The sequence below is a fragment of the Vibrio sp. 10N.222.49.C12 genome, from assembly GCF_041475025.1.
Lineage (GTDB): Bacteria > Pseudomonadota > Gammaproteobacteria > Enterobacterales > Vibrionaceae > Vibrio > Vibrio crassostreae_C.
Genome location: NZ_JBFRVF010000091.1, coordinates 14,367 through 39,904, shown reverse-complemented (window position 1 = coordinate 39,904; position 25,538 = coordinate 14,367). Strand labels below are relative to the sequence as shown.

At 45.3% G+C, this 25,538-nt stretch carries 18 protein-coding genes and 5 tRNA genes; 12 read left to right on the top strand and 11 right to left on the bottom strand.

Features of this window, described 5'->3' with window-relative positions; translation table 11 throughout:
• Positions 1-72: 72 nt before the first annotated feature.
• The 6 genes from AB4583_RS20165 to orn form a co-directional block, all read right to left on the bottom strand.
• Positions 73-149 (bottom strand) — tRNA-Met (locus AB4583_RS20165).
• A gap of 35 nt (positions 150-184) precedes the next feature.
• Positions 185-260: transfer RNA gene (locus AB4583_RS20160), tRNA-Gly, on the bottom strand.
• A gap of 56 nt (positions 261-316) precedes the next feature.
• Positions 317-393: transfer RNA gene (locus AB4583_RS20155), tRNA-Met, on the bottom strand.
• Between the two features lie 51 nt (positions 394-444).
• Positions 445-520: transfer RNA gene (locus AB4583_RS20150), tRNA-Gly, on the bottom strand.
• A gap of 53 nt (positions 521-573) precedes the next feature.
• A tRNA-Gly gene (locus AB4583_RS20145) sits at positions 574-649 on the bottom strand.
• Positions 650-829: 180 nt separating this feature from the next.
• Positions 830-1,375 (bottom strand): oligoribonuclease, encoded by a 546-nt coding sequence (orn, locus tag AB4583_RS20140; protein ID WP_010434065.1) that lies wholly within the window; start codon positions 1,373-1,375, stop codon positions 830-832.
• A 150-nt stretch (positions 1,376-1,525) separates the two neighbouring features.
• Here orn and rsgA point away from each other — a divergent pair, with 150 nt between their 5' ends.
• The 4 genes from rsgA (at position 1,526) to AB4583_RS20120 (ending at position 6,352) form a co-directional block, all read left to right on the top strand.
• Positions 1,526-2,581 carry a small ribosomal subunit biogenesis GTPase RsgA gene (gene rsgA, locus AB4583_RS20135; RefSeq protein WP_372119072.1) on the top strand — a complete coding sequence of 352 codons (1,056 nt, stop codon included), beginning with the start codon at positions 1,526-1,528 and terminating at the stop codon, positions 2,579-2,581.
• A gap of 125 nt (positions 2,582-2,706) precedes the next feature.
• Positions 2,707-3,627, top strand: a complete 921-nt coding sequence (asd, locus tag AB4583_RS20130) for an archaetidylserine decarboxylase (RefSeq protein ID WP_017063172.1) — start codon at positions 2,707-2,709, stop codon at positions 3,625-3,627.
• A 308-nt stretch (positions 3,628-3,935) separates the two neighbouring features.
• Positions 3,936-5,351, top strand: a complete 1,416-nt coding sequence (locus tag AB4583_RS20125) for a DASS family sodium-coupled anion symporter (protein ID WP_017061303.1) — start codon at positions 3,936-3,938, stop codon at positions 5,349-5,351.
• Positions 5,352-5,464: 113 nt separating this feature from the next.
• On the top strand, positions 5,465-6,352 hold the full coding sequence (locus AB4583_RS20120) for a DMT family transporter (protein ID WP_017063171.1): 888 nt from the start codon (positions 5,465-5,467) through the stop codon (positions 6,350-6,352).
• Between the two features lie 58 nt (positions 6,353-6,410).
• Here AB4583_RS20120 and epmA read toward each other — a convergent pair whose 3' ends face one another.
• Complete coding sequence (gene epmA / locus AB4583_RS20115; RefSeq protein ID WP_102332661.1) at positions 6,411-7,382, bottom strand: elongation factor P--(R)-beta-lysine ligase; 972 nt, start codon at positions 7,380-7,382, stop codon at positions 6,411-6,413.
• 451 nt (positions 7,383-7,833) lie between these two features.
• On the opposite strand from epmA, the gene frdA reads away from it, so the two are divergent.
• From frdA to frdD, 4 genes are read left to right on the top strand one after another with little or no spacing between them, the layout of a single operon-like run.
• A complete protein-coding gene (gene frdA / locus AB4583_RS20110; RefSeq protein WP_372118235.1) occupies positions 7,834-9,675 on the top strand; it encodes a fumarate reductase (quinol) flavoprotein subunit in 1,842 nt (613 codons plus the stop codon).
• Positions 9,675-10,439, top strand: a complete 765-nt coding sequence (locus AB4583_RS20105) for a succinate dehydrogenase/fumarate reductase iron-sulfur subunit (protein ID WP_009847917.1) — start codon at positions 9,675-9,677, stop codon at positions 10,437-10,439. The genes frdA and AB4583_RS20105 overlap by 1 nt, the downstream gene beginning before the upstream one ends.
• 1 nt (position 10,440) lies before the next feature.
• Complete coding sequence (gene frdC / locus AB4583_RS20100) at positions 10,441-10,824, top strand: fumarate reductase subunit FrdC (RefSeq protein ID WP_372119067.1); 384 nt, start codon at positions 10,441-10,443, stop codon at positions 10,822-10,824.
• 12 nt (positions 10,825-10,836) lie between these two features.
• Positions 10,837-11,223 (top strand): fumarate reductase subunit FrdD, encoded by a 387-nt coding sequence (gene frdD, locus AB4583_RS20095; RefSeq protein ID WP_065584500.1) that lies wholly within the window; start codon positions 10,837-10,839, stop codon positions 11,221-11,223.
• A 70-nt stretch (positions 11,224-11,293) separates the two neighbouring features.
• Here the strand turns inward: frdD and AB4583_RS20090 are convergent, their stop codons facing one another.
• Positions 11,294-17,116: a hypothetical protein gene (locus AB4583_RS20090; RefSeq protein WP_372119064.1), complete on the bottom strand. Its 5,823-nt coding sequence runs from the start codon at positions 17,114-17,116 to the stop codon at positions 11,294-11,296.
• A 399-nt stretch (positions 17,117-17,515) separates the two neighbouring features.
• The gene (gene efp, locus AB4583_RS20085; protein WP_017061297.1) at positions 17,516-18,082 is read right to left on the bottom strand and encodes an elongation factor P; all 567 of its coding nucleotides are present in this window, start codon (positions 18,080-18,082) and stop codon (positions 17,516-17,518) included.
• A gap of 33 nt (positions 18,083-18,115) precedes the next feature.
• Between efp and epmB the strand changes: the two genes are divergently transcribed.
• The 3 genes from epmB (at position 18,116) to AB4583_RS20070 (ending at position 20,291) form a co-directional block, all read left to right on the top strand.
• Positions 18,116-19,138 carry an EF-P beta-lysylation protein EpmB gene (gene epmB, locus AB4583_RS20080; protein WP_136987099.1) on the top strand — a complete coding sequence of 341 codons (1,023 nt, stop codon included), beginning with the start codon at positions 18,116-18,118 and terminating at the stop codon, positions 19,136-19,138.
• A 13-nt stretch (positions 19,139-19,151) separates the two neighbouring features.
• The gene (locus tag AB4583_RS20075; protein WP_372119060.1) at positions 19,152-19,697 is read left to right on the top strand and encodes a type II secretion system protein; all 546 of its coding nucleotides are present in this window, start codon (positions 19,152-19,154) and stop codon (positions 19,695-19,697) included.
• A 105-nt stretch (positions 19,698-19,802) separates the two neighbouring features.
• Positions 19,803-20,291 carry an MgtC/SapB family protein gene (locus AB4583_RS20070; RefSeq protein ID WP_004733333.1) on the top strand — a complete coding sequence of 163 codons (489 nt, stop codon included), beginning with the start codon at positions 19,803-19,805 and terminating at the stop codon, positions 20,289-20,291.
• 65 nt (positions 20,292-20,356) lie between these two features.
• Here AB4583_RS20070 and AB4583_RS20065 read toward each other — a convergent pair whose 3' ends face one another.
• Together AB4583_RS20065 and AB4583_RS20060 are read right to left on the bottom strand one after the other, a co-directional pair.
• Positions 20,357-21,835, bottom strand: coding sequence for a diguanylate cyclase (locus tag AB4583_RS20065; protein ID WP_372119075.1), 1,479 nt, complete (start codon positions 21,833-21,835; stop codon positions 20,357-20,359).
• Positions 21,836-22,027: 192 nt separating this feature from the next.
• Positions 22,028-22,585 carry a VC2662 family protein gene (locus AB4583_RS20060; protein WP_017068001.1) on the bottom strand — a complete coding sequence of 186 codons (558 nt, stop codon included), beginning with the start codon at positions 22,583-22,585 and terminating at the stop codon, positions 22,028-22,030.
• 441 nt (positions 22,586-23,026) lie between these two features.
• Between AB4583_RS20060 and AB4583_RS20055 the strand changes: the two genes are divergently transcribed.
• Positions 23,027-25,447: an ATP-binding protein gene (locus tag AB4583_RS20055; RefSeq protein WP_372119056.1), complete on the top strand. Its 2,421-nt coding sequence runs from the start codon at positions 23,027-23,029 to the stop codon at positions 25,445-25,447.
• Positions 25,448-25,538 lie beyond the last annotated feature (91 nt).

Sequence of the window (25,538 nt, the reverse complement as noted above, 5' to 3'; positions counted from 1 at the left end):
ACTGAGCTAGTATCGCATTAGTTAATCGCTGCTCTTACTGCCTTGGGCAACAGATAGCGCTTAACTGTAATGTGGTTGCGGGAGCCGGATTTGAACCGACGACCTTCGGGTTATGAGCCCGACGAGCTACCAAACTGCTCCATCCCGCGTCCGGATGCATTGTTTAAGACAATGAGGCTTAAATTGGAGCGATACATCGGGTTCGAACCGATGACCTCAACCTTGGCAAGGTTGCGCTCTACCAACTGAGCTAGTATCGCATTAGTTAATCGCTGCTCTTACTGCCTTGGGCAACAGATAGCGCTTAACTGTAATGTGGTTGCGGGAGCCGGATTTGAACCGACGACCTTCGGGTTATGAGCCCGACGAGCTACCAAACTGCTCCATCCCGCGTCCGGATGCATTGTTTAAGTCAATGACTCTTTTCTCTAAAAGAGAAGAATTTGGAGCGATACATCGGGTTCGAACCGATGACCTCAACCTTGGCAAGGTTGCGCTCTACCAACTGAGCTAGTATCGCATTATAAAAGGTCTTTCACCTTTCGATTACCGCTTTCGCCGTAACCTACAAATTGGAGCGATACATCGGGTTCGAACCGATGACCTCAACCTTGGCAAGGTTGCGCTCTACCAACTGAGCTAGTATCGCAATCTGAAAACGTCTTTCGCCGTTCAGGGCTGCGAATTATAAGAGCATTTTTTTGTGATGCAAGTCCTTAATGCAAAATTACGAAACTTTTTACTCAACTGCTGTAAAAGCACACAGATTTGCAAAAAAAACGGCTCTTATGTCCCTGAAAAGTTAGATAAACGTGATCATTTTATTCGACTAGATGTTAATAATCGTTTTTCGGTAGTACTGCAGCTCGGCGATCGACTCTCGAATATCGTCTAACGCAAGGTGACTTCCCGACTTAGAAAAACCATCTAACACTTCAGGTTTCCAACGACGAGTCAGCTCTTTCAGAGTGCTTACGTCAACATAGCGGTAGTGGAAGTACTCTTCTAACTCTGGCATGTGCTTGTATAGGAAACGGCGGTCTTGACCAATGCTGTTGCCACAAATTGGTGACTTACCTTTTGGTACCCATTTTTCAAGAAACTCAATCGTTTGTTGGATGGCATCTTGCTCTGAAACCGTGCTTTCTTGAATTCGCTTCACGAGGCCGCTGCCAGTGTGAGTCGTTGTGCACCACTCATCCATCTTGTCCAATTCACTCTGAGGTTGGTGAATAGCCAAAACAGGTCCTTCAGCCAGGATGTTAAGCTCACTATCAGTAACGATAGTAGCAATTTCAATGATTTTATGAGTTTCAGGATCAAGTCCTGTCATCTCTAGATCAACCCAAATAAGGTTCTGATCGCTAAAGGACATAAGGCGTCGCCTATTTGTTTATGTGTAAAAGAGGTACTATACCCAAATAACTATACTCAAACTAGCTTTAGGACCATCGAAATCACGTGGTACCAGCAACATCCTGTTTGAGTCCCCAATCATCAAGTTAGATGTGTTAAGTGAAAAATTGTGGCTAAAAAAAAGAAGTTAACCAAAGGTCAAGTACGTCGTGTACGTAGCAACCAGAACAAGCGACTCAAGAAAGAAGATTCTATCCAATGGGATGAGAACATGCTTGGCGGAACCAAAAGCGGACTCGTGATTACGCGCTTTGGCCAACATGCTGATATCGAAGATCTTGAAACTAACGAAGTTCATCGTTGTAACTTACGCCGTAGTATCGAGACTTTAGTTTCTGGTGACCGAGTGACTTGGCGCGCAGGCTTAGAATCAATGGCCGGTATTTCTGGCGTTGTGGAAGCGGTTGAGCCGAGAACTTCAATGCTGACTCGCCCTGATTACTACGATGGCCTAAAGCCAGTAGCTGCGAACGTCGACCAAATGGTTATCGTATCGGCTGTGCTACCAGAGCTATCACTTAATATTATCGACCGTTACCTAATTGCTTCAGAAACGGTAAACATCGCGCCGCTTGTTGTACTGAACAAGGTCGATCTACTGACTAATGAGCAGATTGCTGAATACCGTGAAACACTTAAAGAGTACGAGAAGATCGGCTATAAAGTGATGTTCGTGAGTAAAGAGTCTGGCTACGGCATCAAAGAGCTGGAAGCTGAACTCAAAGACCGTATCAACATCTTTGTTGGTCAATCGGGTGTGGGTAAATCAAGCCTAGTGAATGCATTAATGCCTACGCTAGACATTGAAGAAGGTGAAGTCTCTGAGAACTCAGGTCTTGGCCAGCATACCACCACGGCAGCCCGTTTATACCACTTCCCTTCTGGTGGTGATCTGATTGATTCACCAGGAGTTCGTGAATTCGGCCTATGGCACTTAGAAGCCGATGAAATCACTGAAGCCTTCATCGAGTTCAAGCCTTACCTTGGCGGTTGTAAATTCCGCGACTGTAAACACAACGATGACCCTGGTTGTATCCTGCGCGAAGCAGTAGAAAACGGCAAGATCAGTCGATTACGTTTCGACAACTACCACCGCATCATTGAAAGCATGGCGAGTAACAAAGATAACCGTCAGTATTCACGCAACAAAAAAGCCGATCTCTAATCGCGTTTTTGTGAACAAATGTGTGCATTTACTGACAATTGGCGCGAATTTAAGTAACATCTCGCGCCCTAAACCGTCATCAACAGATTTAATTGAAAAACAATTAGCATTGGAAAATTAATACAATGGATAAGATTAAAGTTGGATTGCAGTACTGGATTCCACAACATGGACTGACTCGCCTAGTCGGCAAACTTGCGTCTGCAAAAGCGGGCGGCTTAACGACAGCGATCATCAACTGGTTCATCAAGCAATACAAAGTGAACATGGATGAAGCTCTGCATAGCGATCCAAAACACTTTAAAACATTCAATGAATTCTTCGTGCGTGAATTGAAAGAAGGCATGCGCCCTATCGCCGAAGGTGAATCTGTTATTGTTCACCCTGCAGATGCACGTGTGAGCCAATTTGGCCCAATTACTGACGGTCAACTGATTCAAGCGAAAGGCCATAACTACTCAGCTCGCGAGCTATTGGGTGGTGATGCTGCGCTAGCGGATGAATTTAAAGACGGTGAATTCGCAACGCTTTACCTGTCTCCAAGTGATTACCACCGCGTGCACATGCCATGCGACGGCACACTGCGCCAGATGATCTACGTTCCAGGTGACCTTTTCTCAGTTAACCCGTTAACGGCAGAAAACGTTCCAAACCTATTCGCACGTAATGAGCGTGTCGTTTGTATCTTCGATACGGAATTTGGCCCAATGGCACAAGTGCTGGTTGGCGCAACGATCGTAGGTAGCATCGAGCAAGTATGGGCAGGTACCATCACCCCACCTCGTGGTAACTCGGTTTACAAATGGGATTACCCTGCACAAGGTGACAAAGCAATCATCTTGAAGAAAGGCGAAGAGATGGGCCGCTTTAAGCTTGGTTCAACCGTTATCAACCTGTTCGCTAAAGATGCGATCAAGTTTGACGACACTATGCAAAATGGCGAGAAAACGGTTCTTGGTACACCTTTCGCGCACATTGCTGGCAAAGAAGCGCAAGCAAATGACGATGTTGTTACCGATTCTGCTGAGAACACTGACCAAGCTTAACAATTTGAGTTAACTCATTTAAGCTTTCAAGGCGCGTTACTTTTTCTATTTCAGAGAAGAACGCGCCTTTTTCTTAGCTCTACCGATTCATTTGCTACTCAAGCTCTAACAACTCAATCTTTCAAACCCTGCCCAGCCACCTGATGCTTCTCACTCTTGTCTCTAATTGCCCAGATAAAAGATTGACCAAAAACAAAACAACTGTCGAAACCTTAAACAACTTTTTGATTTTCCAACCCGTCTCCAAGTACCAGAAATCCAGATAACTTACTCTATTTGAAGATATTTTATTTATAGGGTCTTTGTACATGCCTAAACTCAATGTTGGCGTTCTGGTCAAGCTGTTGATTTGTTTTGCGATTCCCTTAGGCGTGTTATTCATGCCGATAGATTCAATACCAATCGATGATCTCACGCTGATTCAACACCGCCTGTTGGCGATATTCTTATTAGCAGCCCTGCTGTGGGTGCTTGAACCTGTTCCGGTATTCGCCACTTCCATTTTGATCATTGCGCTTGAACTGGTGATGATATCTGACAAAGGTTTACACCTGTTTAGAAATCCACCAGCGGGGCACGATCTCGGTGAGTTAATCAAATATACCGACATCTTCGGTGCATTTTCATCACCAATCATCATCCTTTTCATGGGTGGCTTTGCTCTTGCGATATCCGCATCCAAGTACGAACTCGATAACAACCTAGCTCGAGTGCTACTTAAACCATTTGGTACAGAACCGCGCTTCATTATGCTCGGCTTAATGCTGATCACCGCCGTGTTCTCAATGTTCATGTCAAATACCGCAACGACGGTAATGATGCTTGCGCTGCTCGGCCCTATCGTGGCATCTGCCCCAAAAGGCGATATGGGTATCAAAGCGCTCGTGTTGTGTATTCCAATTGCTGCCAATACTGGCGGTATCGCAACCCCAATCGGTACACCGCCCAATGCCATCGCGCTGCAATACCTAACGGGTGAAAATACCATCGACTTCCTCAGCTGGATGATGATGGGCTTACCCTTTGTGATCATCCAACTCACCATCGCTTGGTTTCTTCTACAAAAACTCTTCCCTTCTAAAGAAAGAAACATGGTGCTCAAGCTCGATGGACAATTTAGAAAGAGCTGGCGAGCGATTGTGGTTTACATCACCTTCGCTGCGACAATCTTATTGTGGATGACCACCAAACTGCATGGCATGAACACCTATGTCGTGTCTATCATTCCATTGGCTGTGTTTACGCTCACTGGCATCATGGGTAAAGAAGAGCTCAAGCTGATTAACTGGGATGTGTTGTGGCTGGTCGCAGGTGGTATTGCGATTGGTATTGGCTTAGATAAAACAGGCTTAGCCGCTGCACTCGCACACGCAATTGACTATGAATCGCTGTCACCTGCAGCTGTGGTACTGACATTGTCTATCGTGTGTTGGTTAATGGCGAACTTCATGTCAAACACTGCGACGGCCAACTTGCTGATGCCGATAGCCGCTGCAATTGGTGCTTCCATGGAAAGCCTAGTTGCGATTGGTGGTCTGCAAGGCTTGCTGGTTGTGGTCGCCTTCTCTGCGTCACTTGGCATGATTCTGCCCGTATCGACACCACCAAACTCACTGGCCTACTCGACCGGGCTTATCGAAAGCAAAGACATGGCGAAGATGGGCATCATCTTAGGTATTGTGGGCTTGCTGATGGTTTACCTCGCCCTGTTTATCATCACCTAGCACGTTAATCCCTACTAATGCCCTTCCAGATAGTAATCACGTCTTTGCTATCTGGAAGGTTTAGTGCATATTGAATCCCCCACTTCTACATTTTGACACGGACGTACACTTCAATGGGATTCGAATGGCTGGCTCTTGCTGCCGCTTTTCTTTGGGCTATCGCGAGCCTGATGTCAGTAAAGCCTGCTCAACACTTAGGTTCTTTCGCCTATAGCCGTTGGCGCATGGGTTGCACTGCTATCATCTTATCGAGCATGGCTTGGTTTACTGGTGGCTGGTCAACGGTCGAAGCAGACCTAGTCACGCCGATGATGCTGTCTGGGCTAATTGGCATCTTCATTGGTGATACCGCCCTATTTGCCTGTTTGAACAGAATGGGACCGCGCCAAGCAGGTTTGCTGTTCTCTTGTCACGCCGTGTTCTCGGCAATTCTTGGTTACTTCCTATTTAGCGAAAGTATGACTTCGGTTGAGCTGATTGGCTCGGCTTTGGTGTTCAGTGGTGTATTAACCGCGATATTCTTTGGTCGTCGAGGACAAGCCAACAACCAACTCGAAACCATCAAGGGCACCGTGTGGATTGGTGTAGCTCTCGGAATTACAGCTGCGATTTGCCAAGCCTTGGGCGGTATTATTGCAAAACCCGTGATGCAAACCAGCATAGACCCTGTTGCCGCTTCAGCGATTCGTATGATTACCGCTTTTGTTGCTCACTCCGCATTTCGTCTAACTGGCGCTAAGCTCTCACGCGCAATCAACCCGATGAATGGTCAAATATTTGCGATTACCGCAGTGAACGGATTTTTAGCGATGGCGGTGGGAATGACGCTGATCTTGTATGCGCTTCAGGAAGGCAATGTCGGCATGGTTGCTCTGTTATCTTCAACCACACCAATCATGTTGTTACCAATACTTTGGCTGTACACCAAACAGAGACCAAATGCCTACGCTTGGATCGGTGCCATTGTTGCCGTTATTGGCACTGGTATCCTAGTAAGATAGTGGCACTGGGATTCTGGTCAGTTAGCCAAACAGTAAGTAAGACTAACTGAATAGAGAGCTAAGAGCGCGGGAACGGAAAAGCCGTCACGTCATCGATGTGGTCATAACCTAACGCCAGCATGATCAGACGATCAATACCTAACGCAACACCCGCACAGTCTGGTAAGCCCGCTTTTAATGCCTCAATCAAGTGATGGTCAATCGGTTGAGGCGATAAGCCCATCTCAATACGTTTGGCATTGTCATCTTCAAAGCGCTTGAGCTGCTCTTGTGGCTTATCTAATTCATGGAAGCCGTTTGCCAATTCAATCCCTTTAAAGTACACCTCAAAGCGATCCGCCACTCGCGGGTCCTCAGGGTTAATCTTGGCTAATGCAGCTTGTGAAGCCGGAAAGTCATAAACAAACGCAGGGACTTGTTGCCCTATTTTGGCTTCAACCCCAATACTAAACAGCAACTGCAGCAAGGTATCACGATCTTCTTCAGGGTCAGCTATATCGCTGAGCCCAAGTTTTGCTGCGGCTTGCTTTAGCGTAGCCATCGAATCTTCCAGGGGACACACACCTAACACGTCAATAAAGGCTTGTTGGTAAGTCATTCGCTCTGCTGAGCCCGATTTAAGTACCTGCTGTAACAGCAAATCCATTTCATCCATCAGGTCATGATGATCAAAGCCAACGCGATACCACTCCAACATGGTGAACTCAGGGTTGTGATAACGGCCATTCTCTTCGTTACGGAAAGATTTACAAATTTGGTAGATACAGCCACTGCCCGCCGCTAATAGACGTTTCATATGAAACTCAGGGCTAGTCATAAAGAACAGTGGCTGACCGTGCGCATAACCCGGCCCTACGAATTCAGTTTTGAAAGTATGCAAATGCACGTCCGTCACCGTGGCGTGGCTCATCGCAGGCGTATCCACTTCCATCACGTTTCGCTCAGCAAAGAACTGACGAATTTGATTAAGGATATCAGCACGTTGCTTTAACTGTTTAATGGTTGCGGCCGGTTGCCATGTAGAGTGCATTATTGAGTTCCATATTACTGAATTCTAGGCGACGAAAATTACCACCTTTCATCGCTTTTGTAAGCTTCTATCTTTCTATTCGTGAAAGCAAAATATTGTTTTAATGAAGCCAGAAAATTACGTTCTACAATACAATTATCAATACAGCTTTCACATCAACATTGATAACAAAAATCATACTCAACAAGCCGTTAACACCCGTTCTGTGGGTTAATCGTTATCAACAATTCATTGCCGTGATTGCAGTCACATAACCTATAATTTCTATGCCTCCATATGCATTACCGACCTAAAAACCCAAATGCATCAACTTTTCGAATACCTTCCTCTCTTACACTGAACCTACCACTTAAGGCTTAGGGGCGCTAAATGGTTCCTACGATTTAGAACCTCCTAAATAGGCTTTTTATAATAACAAGCGGAATACTCCGCATCACACTGGAGAATAACTGTGAAGACAATTACCACAGATATCGCAGTCATCGGCGCAGGCGGCGCTGGTCTTCGTACAGCTATTGCTGCGGCTGAAGCTAATCCTGAACTGGAAGTAGCACTGATTTCTAAAGTTTACCCAATGCGTTCGCACACGGTAGCGGCAGAAGGCGGTTCAGCAGCGGTAATTAAAGACGAAGATAGCCTAGATAACCACTTCAACGATACTGTTGGCGGTGGCGACTGGCTATGTGAACAGGATGTTGTTGAATACTTTGTTGAAAACTCGACTCGCGAAATGATCCAAATGGAACAATGGGGCTGCCCATGGAGTCGTAAAGAAAACGGTGAAGTAAACGTACGCCGATTCGGCGGTATGAAGGTAGAGAGAACGTGGTTCGCAGCGGATAAAACCGGCTTCCACATGCTTCATACTCTGTTCCAGACTTCGATGAAGTACGACACAATCAAACGATTTGATGAGTACTTTGTGGTGGACCTTCTCGTAGAAAACCAGAGCGGCGTTGAAGATGGCGAAGTACAAGGCCTAATCGCGATTCACATGTCTGAAGGTGAGCTTGTTACCATCAAAGCAAAATCTGTTGTTCTAGCAACCGGTGGCGCAGGTCGTGTTTACCACTGTAATACCAACGGCGGCATCGTAACTGGCGACGGTATGGCAATGGCTTATCGCCACGGTGTACCACTGCGTGATATGGAGTTCGTTCAATACCACCCAACAGGCCTACCGGGCACTGGCATCTTGATGACCGAAGGTTGTCGTGGTGAAGGCGGTATCATCGTCAACAAGAACGGCTACCGTTACCTGCAAGATTACGGCATGGGCCCGGAAACTCCAGTGGGCGAGCCGAAAAACAAATACATGGAACTGGGTCCTCGTGACAAAGTTTCTCAAGCATTCTGGCACGAGCAGCAGAAAGGCAACACCATCAAGCACCCTCTTGGTGATGTCGTACACCTTGACCTTCGCCACCTGGGTGAAGAGTATCTGCAAGAGCGTCTTCCGTTCATCTGTGAGCTGGCAAAAGCGTACGTAAACGTAGACCCAGCAAAAGAGCCAATCCCAATTCGTCCAACTGTTCACTACACCATGGGTGGTATTGAAACTAACGGTACTTGTGAAACTCGCATCAAAGGCCTATTCGCCGTTGGTGAATGTGCTTCAGTTGGCCTACACGGTGCAAACCGCCTAGGTTCTAACTCACTGGCTGAGTTCGTGGTATTTGGCCGCGTTGCTGGTGAAGAAGCGGTGAAACGCGCTGCTGAATTCAAAGGCTGGAACGAAGAGTCTATCGCTAAGCAAGTGAAAGCGGTTGAAGATCGCATCGCAGGCATCTTGGCTCAAGAAGGCGACGAGAACTGGGCTGATATCCGTACTGAAATGGGTCACACCATGGAAGCGGGTTGTGGTATCTACCGTCAAGAAGACTTGATGCAAAAGACCATCGACAAAATCACTGAACTGAAAGCGCGCTACAAGAAGATCAGCATTAAAGACAAAGGCAAAGTGTTCAACACTGACCTACTTTACGCTATCGAAGTGGGTTACGGCCTTGAAGTTGCAGAAGCGATGGTTCACTCAGCGATTCTTCGTAAAGAGTCTCGCGGTGCACACCAACGTCTAGACGACAACTGCACAGAACGTGATGACGTGAACTTCCTGAAACACTCTCTATCTTTCTACAACGAAGATGCAGCACCAACCATCGACTACAGCGGCGTTAAGATTACTAAATCTCAACCTAAAGCTCGTCTATACGGTGAAGCAGCCGAGAAAGCCGCTGCCGCTGAAAAAGCAGCAGAAGAGAATGCGAAGAAGAGCGAAGAGGAGCAAGCATAATGTCAGCGAATCGAATCCAAAAAATTGAAATCCTGCGTTATGACCCTGAGCACGATGCAGAACCTCACTTTCAAACCTTTGAAGTGCCATTTGATGAAACCATGTCAGTACTTGATGCGATCGGTTACATCAAAGATAACCTAGATAAAGACCTGTCTTACCGTTGGTCTTGTCGTATGGCGATTTGTGGTTCTTGCGGCATCATGGTTGATGGCGTGCCAAAACTGGCATGTAAAAGCTTCTTACGTGACTACCCGAATGGCTTCAAGATTGAGCCTTTAGCTAACTTCCCAATCGAAAAAGATTTGATTGTCGACATGACACCGTTCATCGAGCGCCTTGAAGCAATCAAACCATACATCATTGGTAACGACCGCAAGCCAGAAGACGGTACTAACATCCAAACTCCAGAGCAAATGGCGAAGTACAAACAGTTCGCGGGCTGCATCAACTGTGGTTTGTGTTACGCAGCATGTCCTCAGTTTGGTCTAAACCCTGAGTTCATCGGCCCTGCGGCACTTGCTCTTGCTCACCGATACAACCTAGATAGCCGTGACAATGGTAAAGCTGAACGTATGAAGCTTATCAATGGCGACAATGGCGCTTGGGGCTGTACGTTTGTAGGTTACTGTTCTGACGTATGTCCGAAGAAAGTAGACCCAGCGGCTGCAGTAAACCAAGGTAAAGTTGAGTCTTCAATGGACTTCGTTATCTCGATGTTCAAGCCAGACGGATCGCAAGTAAAAACAGCAGAGGAGGCATAATATGAGCAATCGTAAGCCTTATGTTCGTGAGATGAAGAGAACGTGGTGGAGCAACCATCCGTTCTACCGCTTCTACATGCTACGTGAAGCGACTGTACTGCCTTTGATTCTATTCACTCTGTTCCTAACCTTCGGTTTGGGTGCACTAGTGAAAGGGCCTGAAGCTTGGGATGGTTGGTTGAGCTTTATGGCGAACCCTATCGTCGTTGGTATCAACATCGTGGCACTGCTAGGCAGCTTGCTGCACGCTCAAACCTTCTTCAGCATGATGCCTCAAGTAATGCCAATCCGTCTTAAAGGCAAATTGGTTGATAAAAAAATCATCGTACTGACCCAGTGGGCAGCGGTGGCTTTTATTTCTTTAATCGTTCTTGTTGTGGTGTAAGGAGCTTTCGTTATGAACACAAATTACAAAGTAAAACCTGTTAACCACAACCCACAACGCTCTGATGAGCCAATCTGGTGGGGCCTATTTGGCGCTGGCGGTACTTGGTTTGCGATGATCACACCAATCACGGTTCTAGTGTTAGGTATCTTAGTGCCAATGGGCATCATCGATGCGGACGCAATGAGCTACGAGCGTGTGTCTGAATTCGCCACCAGCATTATCGGTGCGCTATTCATCATCGGTACGCTAGCACTGCCAATGTGGCACGCAATGCACCGTCTTCACCACGGCATGCACGACCTTAAGTTCCATGTCGGCGTTGCGGGTAAAGTGGGTTGCTACTTCGTTGCAGGCCTAATCAGCGCGTTGTCTATTATCTTCATTTTTATGATTTAACAGTTAAATAGAAAACGCCTAGGTTTGACCCTAGGCGTTTATTCTATGCTAGATGATAAGTCTATATGCGTTACGGCGATTCAAACCCCACAAATCGCATCACACCCGAGAATATCTCAGCTTCTCCCTCTGCCGGCGCAGGGTTGCTCCAGGTTGGATCGCTCCAGAAGGATTTAGTCGTAATATACTCTCCATCTTGATCAACCTTATTCCAGGTGTCTTTGGCTCCTATAAATTCCTCTTCGGTTATGGTTAAGGTCACCTCACCATTCAAAATCACCCAATCGAACCCGAACAATCCCTCATCATCGTCAAAGTAGCCAGTACCGTTACTATGGAACACAACCTCTTCTTCAACTACAGCCATGACGGTGCCATTTATCTCCCAAAGATCGATGAGCTCCCAACGAGAACTTTCACTGCCATTACCTGTGAAATCAGACTCTATAAACTGAGCACCACCAACGGTACAGTTGGCGACTGCGCTGTCATAGTCCGAACGAGTGCCAAAGTCAGAGGGTTGGTCCGTAAAATCATCCCACGGTGAATCACCATCCTCACAGACCGTTACTGTTCCCTCGTAGGTAACATTTGTAAGCACCTCCTCTGAACCATCCCTAGAGATAGTTAATTCGTCATCAGTTTGTGATACAAGTACCCATTGCTCGGTTGAGGTATTTTCATAAGTTACCACCATGGTATTAGCTGAAGTTTGCATCCAACTGTTCCCATAGGTCTCAGTGCCGTCATTGCCGATGTAACTCATACTGCCATCAGCATGGAAGAAGAAGTTGTTACTATCGTACTCCCTCAATACCAAGTTAGTCGGGTCAAACTGCAGAGCGTTTCTATCTTGTTGCACCACGGTATCTGCCCATATCCAACTTTCAGTCACACCGCCTAACGTTTCTTCCTCGAAGAACTTAATTGACCAAGTTTGCTCCATTGACTCTAATAACGCCCAGTAAGTCGTGAAGCTCTCCGAATCATCAGAATAGCTGATCCTAATAAAGCCATCTTCTATGGTCCAGTTGTCGGTGTAATCTCCTCCTTCGGACTTAATTACATGTACAGTACCATCAGCATTGAACAAGTAATCACGAGTATCTCCATTGCCTTTAACGCGTTGGAAGTTTAGACCCTCGACCATCTCACTGGTAATGTGAGTTCGACCGCCACAATCCGTGATCGCCGTTTCGTAGTCACTCATACTCGGGATAGGTTGCCCCTCAACAGGTTCTGCATCACCGATGTAGCACTCTTCAAGCACAATCGGACGATCTTGTTGAATAATAGTATCCATCCAGATATAGCTACTTGATTGACCGTCCACAACTTCGTTCTCATAGAACTTGATTGACCACGTATCATCCAACGAATCTAACAGTGCCCAGTAAGTCGTGAAGCTCTCCGATTCATCAGAATAGCTGATCTTAACCAAGCCATCTTCTATGACCCAATCGTCAGTATAGTTACCGCCCTCTCCCTTCAATACATGCACTGTGCCATCAGCATTGAACAAGTAGTCACGAGTATTTCCATTGCCTTTAACGCGTTGGAAGTTTAGACCCTCGACCATTTCGCTGGTAATGTGAGTTCGACCGCCACAATCCGTAATCGCAAGCTCATAGTCAGCCATGATTGGGCTTGACTGATCATCGCTATCACCCAAGTAGCAGGTAAATAGGTAATCGCTCAACACTACACCATCTTCTATAGACTGTGCGGCAATACCATTGAAAGCGTACATAGTATCGTCCGACGGTTCAGCACTTGGCGCCTCAATCTCACCTACCGTAAGTTCACCATTGTACATGCTAAAGATCATGGTAGGCGTATCCCCCTCTCCCATGTAGGGCATAGCCTCAACTGGTACGGTAAATTCGACGATATCTTCACCGTGTAATGTGTAACGTAAGTAATCCGCAGTAGCGACGCGACTTGCCGTTCCTGCGTCCCAATCAAAGAAGTAATAATGCGCCGTGCCATCACTCACTAACTCGATATCAAAGTCTAGATAGAGGCCAACAGAGGTAGTAAGATCTGTGGAAACCGACTCACCGACCGACTGCGACACAATAATGTCGTCCAGACTTGTAATAGAGCTACCATCCGTATCATAACCGACGTCAGAGAACCTCACGTACGGACTACCACCCTCCCATAGGAAGTACTGGTTTACGGCTGGAGAGAAGGTAAACATTACCGCTTGTGAGCCTTCAGCGAACCTCGCCTCTTCCATGAAGTCGAACCACTCAAAGTAGACTTCATACAATGCCATACCCGATAGGTTTACCACTTCTGATTCTACTGAATAATAGAAACTGGAATTGTCTTCTGGATAGGCAATAAGTTGCTCTCCAGAGAAGTCTATCGTATAACCTACCGGAGTTTGCCAGCCGTTTTCAGTGAGCTGTACGTCCCCCTCAGCTTCAAGTGGTAGCTGGATAAAGGATTGATCACCACGGTACTGTATGAGTTCCGTAAGGGTTAACGTATCACCGCCATAACTCAAGGTTTCTTTAAACAGAATATCTACGAACGATAGTTCGCTCCCATCGCTGAAGAATCCGTAAAGAGTCCCCTCTTGCTCCGCAAACTCTTGGGCGGTAATAGTCCACTTATTTGGGTCGGTTGGATAAAGGTCTTCACCGTCATAAACGCCGTCTTCATCTGAATCAGCATTATTCGGATCTAAACCTTCGGTTGCATTCTCATGGTTATCGCCTAAACCATCACTATCAGAATCCGCCCACTCTAATGAGTCATAAGGGAAGGCATCGCTATTGTCGCCAACATAGTCACCATCACTATCATCCCATTCATTTGGATCATTAGGGAAAGCATCCTCGTAGTCTTTAAAGCCATCGTCGTCGCTATCTTGATTTAAAAACTCTGCAAGATAATCTTGCGCAGCTGTCTCGTCTAAGAAGAACACTCCTAGACTGTTATGCCAACTAAACGCTTCCTCCGTTAGGTCCATGCTCCAAGTGTCTATGCCCCTGCGATAGTAAGCATTGTGCCAAGGCCAAGGATTCTCAACATCCGGGACCATAAGCACCATATCAACATCATTCACTCCGGTAAACGAACCAGGAACCACACCACTATCACCAAGATCCAGTGTAACCAATGTTGGAATACCAGTATCAGTGAACAGATAGTCTTGTGTTACGACGTGCCATTGAATTGCCCCATTGTCATCGTATTGGAAACTGCTTGTAGGTAACAGCGTAGCGTATCGGCTCAGGCTTGGAATGATTTGGTCATCAATAAGCTCCAACTCTGTGCCAGCAACACGGGCATCCTCTACCTGTTGTGGTAGATCCACAACAGCTTGTGTTCCCCACTCATCAAATGAGGTAGCAACCCAAAGGCCATTAGATTGTTTCTGGTAAACGCGATAGGCCTGTCCGACATTATCAGTGTCAGTCGTAAATGAATAATCCGCTAATGGGTAGTGCTGCCACTCTATGTGTTTATTTTTTTCCACATCACTGACAGAACGAGACACGGCATTCCATTCTTGGAACAAGGTATTGATTGGATCACTATCGACAATGAGTAGTGTGTTCGTTTCCTCGTTTAGAACCGAACGCTCTCCACTTTCAAGAACATCACCATTGATTAGCACCTCTTTGCGGTAATAGTTCCAGTACGAGGTGAGATCGTCCCATTTGCCATCATTAAAGTTAAAGTCTGCGTACTCATGGAATTCACCATCTTGTGGGTTTGCCCATATTGGTGTCGAATATTCGTAGACATAGCTACCATCAGGGATATTATTAAATCGAAGTTCAACATTGATGTAACCGTCTGCACCCCAGTCCTGCTTAGACTCCACGAAACTCTGCACGTAATCCTGCGTTACAGTGGTTAAAGTCTGAGCCCATTGAGCTTGATGGGTTTGAACATCGTCGATATCAAAGCCATTTACCGTGTATTCGGTTAACGTTTCGACCGCTTGAACGCCCTCTGCGACGTCCTCAAATTCCACTGATACACTATGTATTGTATCTATTTGAGATAAGTCATTTGGGTGAACTCTAGATGTTAAGGCTACGCCTTGTTCATAGACACGACCATTACCGCCGAAACCGCCCTCAAGAGATGCATCAGCCTCATCGATATAGCGCCAATACGTCTCGCTTGTTTCGGTTCTAGTACCAATTTCAAGAGACATGCCTTCGTAACGTGCAGTACCATCGAGGTTATAGTCGTACGCAAAGGTCTGGATACGAGTAAAGTCATCATTTAACAGGTGATCGACACTTTGTGTCGTGCCATATACCACGTCATCAGCAGTGATATATTGAGTAGTTATGGTGGTAACAATCTCTCCGCTATTCAGTGTCTCAACCATTTCTTCGACCTCAATATCCAGTGTAATGATATCGCGATCTGTTATGTTTAAAACTGCTACATCAGTTGCACTAACATTGGCCACAACATCAGCAATTGACTTATTTCCATCCTCTGGATGAACATCGGCATTATTACCAACGCCATCACCGTCCACATCGACCCATTCGGTCGCATCGGTTGGGAATTCATCAACATCATTGTTGTAACTGTCGTTATCCGTATCGTTTGGATACGGGTCATCCTCGTTATCGCCTAAGCCATCATCATCCGTATCTGCCCATTCGGTCGCATCGGTTGGGAATTCATCGGCATTATTACCAACGCCATCACCGTCCGTATCTAAGGACTCGTTGGGATCCGATGGGAATTTATCGGCATTATTACCAACACCATCACCGTCCGTATCTGCCCATTCGGTTGGGTCATTATCAAATACATCTTGATTGTCACCATAGCCATCAGAGTCATTATCAGCCCACTCAGTTGGATCTTGTGGGAAGACATCATCAATACTGTCTACCCCATCCGAATCATGGTCACCAGCACGAGAACGATCCGTTGGAAACGCATCATTGGCATCAGGGTAGATGTCATCTTCTCCGTCCACCGTATCATCATTTAGGTCGGCATTATTACCGATCTCATCACCATCGGAGTCCAGACTTTCATCGGGATCATTCGGAAAGTCATCTAAGTCATTGGGGACGCCGTCATCATCTGTGTCATTAGAAAAATCGACACCCTCTGTCGCACCACCAACATTATCAAATGTCTTATCGCTATCACCTGCAACTTCTTCAATTTTCTTTTTGATTTCATTATTCACAGATGCAGTCACAGAGAGAAACTTAGTCCCTTTATCTTCACTTTCAGCAACTTCTTGCAACTCTTGAGGAGATGAAGGCAAAACATTTGAATCAACCAAGTTTTCAGCGGCATAAGCGGCAGCCTCAACACCTGACTCAACAAAATCACCTAAGATTTCATCTTCATCTAAGCCTAGCTGATCAGCGACTTGCTGAATGGCAGCTTGCTTTGCTGCTTCAACCGCAGCAGCATCGTCAGAATCTGTAGTGTTTTGCTCGATCAATACGTGAACTAGCGTACTCAAAGGGGTGACATCTTTTTCACCTGGAGGGGCTGACATAATATAGTCGTCAGACACCGTAACATCAGGTTCATCTTCATCAATCGTCTGCCCGGAGATCGCTTGCACAACGACAGGGTACTGTTCAGGGTTGTCGACATCGGTGACGTCTAAATCTGCAACTCCGCCATCACCAGAAATAGCATTAGGCTCACCGTCGTCTAAGACGTAGTTACCGTTAAGGTCTAACCAAATTCGAGCATGACGTAAATAACCATCAATTGCAGTCACACTGTATTTAGTCGTTTCAGCTGGGGAGCTGGGAGTCGAGGGAGTCTCACTCGGAGTCGTGGTTGACACGGTTGTATCATCGTCATCACATCCTGAAAGCCCGACGATACTAACCAAACCAAGAGCCAACGTAATTGCATTAAGTCTCATATTAATATCCACATAGTTGCTTAATAACATCGCGTATAAAGCTAGTAGACTCTACTCATTCTAACAATATTGTAATCAGCTTCCCTTCCCACCACACACATTCACAAAATCAATACTAAACAGCCACATATTGTATTGAGATATTTTTGTTGCGATATATAAACGCCAAAAACACCTTGTAAATCTATAAGTTAGATAAAATTTTTGATTTTCATCCAGAATACAACCAAAATATGATACTGGTCACACAATGTAACCTTGTGACCATTGTGAATCGCATCTGGCTTACTCACTCTTGATTTTCCAGCTCTTCGCATCCCGCATCTCGTTTACGCGAATCTGATCTTGGGATACAAAAAAAGGCCGCCTAAGCGACCTTTTTCAGATACTTGAAGTCAATTACTTCACACGACCAACGTATTCGCCAGTACGAGTATCAACTTTAACAACTTCACCGATTGCGATGAATAGAGGTACGCGAACTACCGCGCCAGTTGCTAGAGTTGCAGGCTTACCGCCAGTACCTTGTGTGTCGCCTTTAAGGCCAGGATCGGTTTCTGTTACTGCGATCTCAACAAAGTTTGGTGGAGTTACTGTGATAGGGTTATCATTCCACAACGTTAGAGTACATACGTCGTTTTCAACTAACCATTTAGAAGTCTCGCCTACTGCTTTTGCATCAGCAGCGATTTGCTCGAATGTTTCGTTGTTCATGAAGTGGTAGAATTCGCCATCGCTGTATAGGTAGCCTAGTTCAACGTCTACAACGTCCGCTAGTTCTACTGTATCGCCTGACTTAAATGTTTTCTCTAACACTTTGCCTGACAGCAGTTTACGAAGTTTAACACGGTTAAACGCTTGGCCTTTACCTGGCTTAACGTATTCATTGTCGATAATTGAGCAAGGCTCGTTATCCATCATGAATTTTAAACCGCCTTTGAATTCATTGGTGCTTACTGACGCCATGATTTTCTCTTCCACATCTTTGAGTTAATTTCAATGCCGCATATCATAACCCGAAAAGTCGAATCTGTTGAGCAAAACTGGCTCAAACAACTATCGAATGCGATCTCTGACCCGACAAAACTGCTTGAGGCATTGGAAATAGACCCAACACCATGGCAAGCAGGCTTCGCTGCTCGTGAGTTATTTGCACTTCGGGTACCTCTTAGCTTTGTCGAACGAATGGAAAAAGGCAACCCACACGATCCATTGCTACGACAAATTTTACCGCTAAGCGAAGAGTTTGAGGTACACCAAGGCTATTCCGCTGATCCACTGGAAGAGCAAGACAACGCCATTCCTGGGCTACTGCACAAATACAAGAACCGTGCACTGATGATTGTGAAAGGCGGTTGTGCGATTAACTGCCGCTACTGCTTCCGTCGTCACTTCCCTTACCAAGATAACAAGGGCTCGAAGTCTGTTTGGCAAACCAGCCTAGACTATGTGGCTGCTCACCCAGAGATCAACGAAGTTATCTTGTCGGGTGGCGATCCACTGATGGCAAAAGACAGCGAACTAGAGTGGCTAATTCATGCTATCGCACAAATTCCACATGTGAAAACAGTTCGAATTCATAGCCGATTACCGGTTGTGATTCCCGCTCGAGTAACGGATGAACTATGCCAATTGTTAGCTCAAACTCGCCTTAATGTGGTGATGGTGAGCCATATTAACCATGCCAACGAAATTAACTTAGAGCTCAAACAAGCTTTCCACAAGCTTAAGTTAAGTGGTGCGACTCTGCTCAACCAAGGCGTGATGCTTAAAGGCGTAAACAACAGCGCTAACTCATTGAAAGAATTAAGCGAAAAGCTATTCGACGCCGGTATTTTACCTTACTATATGCATGTACTTGATAAGGTTCAGGGCGCAGCGCACTTCTATATTTCAGATGAAGAGGCGAAGCATCACTTTAAAGGATTAATCTCTGAGGTTTCTGGCTACCTAGTACCTAAGTTAACCCGTGAGATTGGCGGACGCAGCAGCAAGACACCGCTCGACCTACACATTGAATAGAGAAGTTGTATCAATGAAACACAATACCTCAGTTGCTCCACCAGCAACCACATCTCAACCAGCGCTTAGGTTCAGCTCAAGAGGTTTCACCATCATCGAGCTGGTCGTGGGGATCGTGATTCTAGGTATTGTGTCGGTCACTGCAGCTTCTAAGTTCCTCAACCTTCAAACCGATGCTCGTATCTCGACATTAAACGGCCTTAAAGGCGGAATGGAGGGCGCAAGTGCTATGCTTTATGGTAAGACATCAGCATTGGGCTTAGATAAAGCAGCTAGCGCATCGATTAATGTTGAGGGTGACAATATCTCAGTGGTCTATGGTTATCCTGCAGCGATGAACGATCAAACTTGGTCACAGCTCATCGAATCCACGTTCTTGGATGCGGTTTGGGATACGGGCAGGGCTGACTGGTTCTTTACCAACACAGATGCGAATGATGGCATTATTCTTTATGCGCCTTCTAGCCGAAAAAAACAGGCTGATAACTGCTACCTTGAGTACCAAGAAGCGACAGAGACCACGACACCAGCCTTCACCTTAACAACAAGCGGCTGCTAGGTTTTAAGTAATCTTTATCAATCGTTAAGACAAAAAGTTTTTGTTCGATCGTCCGGTCTATTATTAGCATACTCGGCTCTATTCTAAATTTTTAGGAGGGGTGATATGTCACAATTTATAGAACAAACTCTCAACCTTGCCCCCTTTAGCTGGGCAGGCCTCGCTGCATGCATGTTATGTGGTTCTTTAATCGGAATCGAAAGGCAAACACGCGGTAAACCCGTCGGAATCCGAACATCGATTCTGATCATCAGTGGTACCTATTTCTTCCTCACCATGGCGATCAGCCTATCCCCCAACACACTCGATCAAGCTCGTGTGCTTGGTCAGATAATTACGGGTGTTGGATTTCTTGGGGCTGGTGTAATGATGACACTGGATGGCAAGATTCATGGCGTGACTTCAGCCGCAATTATCTGGGTACTCGCAGCATTAGGTATGATGATCGCACTAGGGCATCTTTCCCAATCGGTCATTATCACGCTAATGGCGCTAGTGATTCTGCTTGGTGTCGATAAAGTGGAAAACAGCTTCCAGAGCCTGCGTCGTGGTGTGCATCAGAAGTGGATGAGAAAAGGCCGCGTGAAGAAGTAACCTCAACCTGAAACAGACATTAAAAAGGCCTAGTCACACGACTAGGCCTTTGTGTATCCAACTAATTAATACACCTGAATACACACCTGATTCTTACCCGCAGCCTTTGCCTTATAGAGCTGCTCATCAGACGAACGAATACTCTGGTTTTCCCACAAGTGCCCTACGCTGTCGAACTTATACAAAGAGTAAAGCGTCGCGCCACCAGACACTGAGATACTAATCTTGTCACCCGTAGGGCATCGATAACTCTGTAGGCTAATGTCGTTTTGAATTCGCTCAAAGATCGATGAAAGCAACTCAGACGATTCACCCGTAATCGCGACAACAAACTCTTCGCCACCAAATCGAGCCACGATATCTTGCTGTCTAACGCTGTTCAGCATCAACCGAGCAACATGGCAAATCACCTCGTCCCCCACTTTATGGCCATGCTGATCATTAACGACTTTGAAATCATCGATATCAAACACGCCAACACCAATAATCGGCTCCTCTTCCTGAGCCAGTAATCGAGCCTCAAAACCACGTCGATTCAGCAAGCCCGTTAATGGGTCGCGCATTGCTAGCTCATTTAAACGCTGGTGCTCTTGTCTTGTATAGAAGCGCCATAGCCATAAAACCGAGAGCAGATACAAAACTAACAGTATCGAAAGCTGAATCTTCTCCATCTCCAATACATGCAGAAAGTGCTCACTCTTATCTTCTTCAATACTCAGATATAGCTGGGTGTTAATGTCATCAACATACAGAGGCTTGGAATACGTAAAATCCATAAACCCGTATTTGTTTGCGCCTCGAGTATTTGTGACTTTATAGCCATGGGTAGGGTTCGATACTAGGTTCGAGACATAACCATCGACACCCAATACCCCTTTAAACTCACCATTAACGTAGATTCCTTTGGTTAAGGTCACCACTTTCTGACCTGTTAAGTAATCATCATATTGGCCGGTATACACCACTTGGTCTTGCCCTTGAGCTAAGCCAAAGCGAATCGTGTTCACCCAATAAGGCCTGCTATTCACAACCGAATCAAAGGTGTCGCCCTTAATGTAACTGGCAAAATCAGAAGGCGAAGAGATAATGAATTTCTCTTTTGAAATGAAATAAATCGCAGAGATGGTATCAATGGTATTGGCAAAATAAGCCATGGTCGGCGCGATGAACAGGCGCTTACCCGCTTCGGTATAAAGGTCCGATTCCGGGTTGCACATCTCGCGAGGGCCAGAGAACATAAAATCAAAACGAGGGGCATGTTGCTCCTCACTGGTGAAGTAACACGTCCCACCCTCGATCTTTTTGTCATGCGAGAATACGTAGGTATCCCCATGCAGTGGATAAAGCGCAGTGATGTTGTACTCAAGCGCATTTATGATCTGTGTGAGCTCCGCTAAAGAGCGTGTTACGCCTTGGTTTTCCATTCCATACTGTTTATCTGATTCTTCCGCTGAATCAACGAGCAACAAGCTCAAAACTACTAAAAAACTGGCGGTCAGGCCTAAGAAAGCCTTTTTAAAATCGACGGTATGGTGGTTAATCAAAGCATATAAATCATCATTAGGCATTTATCGCACATTGTACTCATAAGTAAAAATACTGCAATAGAAAATATAAAACAATATGCTTATCTATTTTGGAGGGGCGTTTGGATATCTATAAGAAAATGTTGAGTTGCAATAACGCCTAAGTCAGATGCACTTAGGCGTTATGAATCACTATAGTAACACTAAGCCTTACTTAGCAAAGTTTACAATCGGGAAGCACGGGAAGAAACCGTTGTCAGCACAGTTGATCAGACCAACTTGTACGCCTTCGATTTTGTTGGTTTTGTTGAAGATACCAACCTGAACCGTAGACACTTCTGAAAGGTTCGCAGCGCCAACATCAACCATAGTGTTACCTTCTGAGTAGTTGACGAAACTCACGTTCGCGCCTTTCACATCATTAGTAATGTTCACAGCACCCAGGTTAACACCGGTTGTTTTACCCGTATTCCAGTTGAAGAAACCCAGAGATGCACCGGTCATTTCTTGGTTCACTTTTGATGCACCAAAAATACCAAGGTTCACACCTGTGGTCGTTTGCGTCTCAGACATACCAACAACGGCAAGATCGACACCTTTAAGGTCGTTTACTTGTCCGTGAAGCAGAGCCAAACGCACACCGCCAACCGCATCTGAATCAGGTGCGTTGAAACCGTTAATCGTTGAAAACATAACAGGCGAAGAAGCAAATGCTGCCGGTGCCATTACTGCTGCCGACACAGCAAGTACTGAAAGTAGTTTTTTCATTGGGGAGTCTCCACTGACTTATTGTTAACTTGATTAATCCATTTTTAATCAAGCATTTATTGTCCTTTATTCAACAGCTACCCATGTTAAATCAATGTAATAACTGTACTGTTGAATATAAGCCGCTAAATCATAAAGAGCAATGGTTAAGAGCAGATGCGGGATTCGAGTGAACGAGATGCGAAAAGCAAAAAAAACAGAGACCGAAACCTCCGCTCTAACGCTTATTATTCCAAACAAAAATCTAGGCGAGAAAATCAACATGTTTCACAAGCTTATAGCCCACACACTTATTGCCGCATCTAAAGCGATGTCATCCTAAAAAATTTATTGATAAAAGCTCAACAGACCTCAGGTATTCAAAAACTAATGTTCGTAAAATTCTGAAAATAAACTAAATTCTAATATAGGAACAGAACGATATGAAACAGCGGGAATAGCATGATTAAGGAACCTACGAATAAACAGACCATTAAAGCAATTATTTCGCGTGGTTTTTTGGCTATCGTGTTATTTTTAGGCCTCTATATCTATGTTAGCCATGCTCTGAAGAACAAAGAGCAGGACATGATTAATCTCCAGCTCAGTCTTTCTGAAGCTTATAGCGTTATGCTCTCTGTCAGACGACAAGAGCAGCAGTTTGTTTCCACAAGGCAACCAGAGATTCAAGAACAACTCAATATAAAGCGAAGTCAGCTGATCGAAAAGCTGGCTGAGATCGATGGGAAAATCGTACGAAGCGACCTCAATATTTCTTTTAATTATGCCAAAGTTGTCGAGTATCTCGACGAGTACCACACCGCCTTTACATTATTAGCCCTTGAGTTAGTCAGCATACATGGCAAGAGGGACCAAATTGGGCTCATTGAGAAACTAAAAAATGCAGCGTTGACACTTGAGCGCTTCGTACATGAATCCAATAATGTGCAGCTTGAAGAATTGACTTTAGAAACACAAGATCTCATGTATCAGTTCTTTACCGATTTTGATCAGACAACATTAGATAAGATTGTCGATTCATTATTCAAAATCCAAGATGAAATAGAACAGAATTCCCGAACGATCAGTGCATTAGCTTCGTTTAATAATTTTAAACGCCACTTTTGGCGATTGCAGCGAGGGTTAAAGAGTGTCGGGTACAGCTCTGATAGCGGCCTCAAAGGAGAACTCACCAGCAGTATTTATCATGTTGAAGATGAGCTCAACTTACTTTTCACCGAAACACCCAAGCAGATCGCAGAGAGCCTGACGCAGATAAAGTCGTACAGCTACTTATCGACAGCCGCATTAGGAGGGGTGACGTTACTGGTGCTGCTTTATGTTGTGTGGCGTGCCAGTCAACTTGAAACTCAATTGATTGTTTCACAAGAGAAAGCACGACAAGCAAACCGTGCAAAAAGTGCCTTTCTTGCCAATATGTCTCATGAGATACGGACACCGCTTAATGGCGTGATTGGTATGTCAGAAATACTGGCAGAAACCAAACTATCCGCAGAACAGAAAGACGGCCTTGGGACTATCTATACCTCTTCTCAAACCTTACTTATGTTGATCAACGATGTTCTCGATCTGTCCAAAATTGAATCGGGTAAACTGGAAATTAATCCACATACGACAGACTTAAGAGAGCTGCTGTTTGATAGCGTGACTCTGATTTCTTCTAAAGCTTATCAAAAGCAGATTAAGTTGGAAGTTGAAATTGATGGCGAGCTCCCAGAGTACATTCATGTTGATGGGAATAAAATTCGCCAAGTGTTGATGAATTTAGCCTCAAATGCGATCAAATTTACAGAACAAGGCTCTATCGTATTCACCGCTAAACGGCTTCCATCATTGGAAACAGAGTGTGTGGTCGAGTTTTCTGTTCGAGATACGGGTATTGGTATCGCAGCAGACCAACAAGAGCACATTTTCAAAGCGTTTTGCCAAGAAGATACCAACATCACCTCCAATATTGCGGGGACCGGATTAGGGCTTAGTATTTCGTCACGTATGGTGGAAATGATGGGAGGCTCGATAAACGTTGAGTCAGAGAAAGACGTGGGCAGTTGCTTTCATTTCCAATTAACCGTAGTGCCATCAGATCATTCTGAACATAAAAATCGTAAACAAACCGTTGTCTATTATTCAGATGCGCCATCGAAACTTTTACTCGATGACTTGTTCCGCCTTGGTTACTCACCACAACTAAAATCAATCGAAACAAACTTGGCGGCAACTGACCTCCCAGAGATCGCTTTGATGGAAGATATTAACCAAGCCAAAACGCTGCATCGCTTAGCACCAGAGGTGAAAATCATCATAGTGAAAGATAATCTTAGTGATCCTATGAGTGAGTGTCATTTTATCTCAGGCTATGTGACTCTTCCTATGCTCGGTTCCCGCTTAAGTAGCATGTTGAACTCCGTGCTTGAAAGGTCACAGCCACAACCCCCTCAACATCAACCTGAGCCGATAGAAGCGACTGTACGTCAAAAAGTCCTCGTAGTTGAAGATAACCGCGTAAACCAGAAGGTGGTATGTATCAATTTAGATAAGTTAGGGATTGAATATTGGGTTGCCAATGATGGACAAGAAGCGATTGATTTATATGAAGGGCATCATCAAGACATCGGCCTTATCTTGATGGACTGCATGATGCCGAATGTAGATGGCTTTGAGGCAACAGAGCGAATCAGGCGCTATGAAGAAAACCTGCAACTTCAGGCAACACATATCCTCGCTTTAACGGCATCCGTGCTCGATGATGATATTAAACGTTGCTTCGAGTGTGGAATGAACGATTATCTTCCAAAACCATTTAAGCGTGACATGATGCTGCAAAAAATTGATGAACAACAGTTTACGCACAAGGCAGGCTGACCAAGGAGCTTTGGAAAAAAGGGTGATGGTGAAGCTGAAATACAGATACGGGATGCGAATAAATAAGGCTTAAGAGCAAAAAAACGGAGAC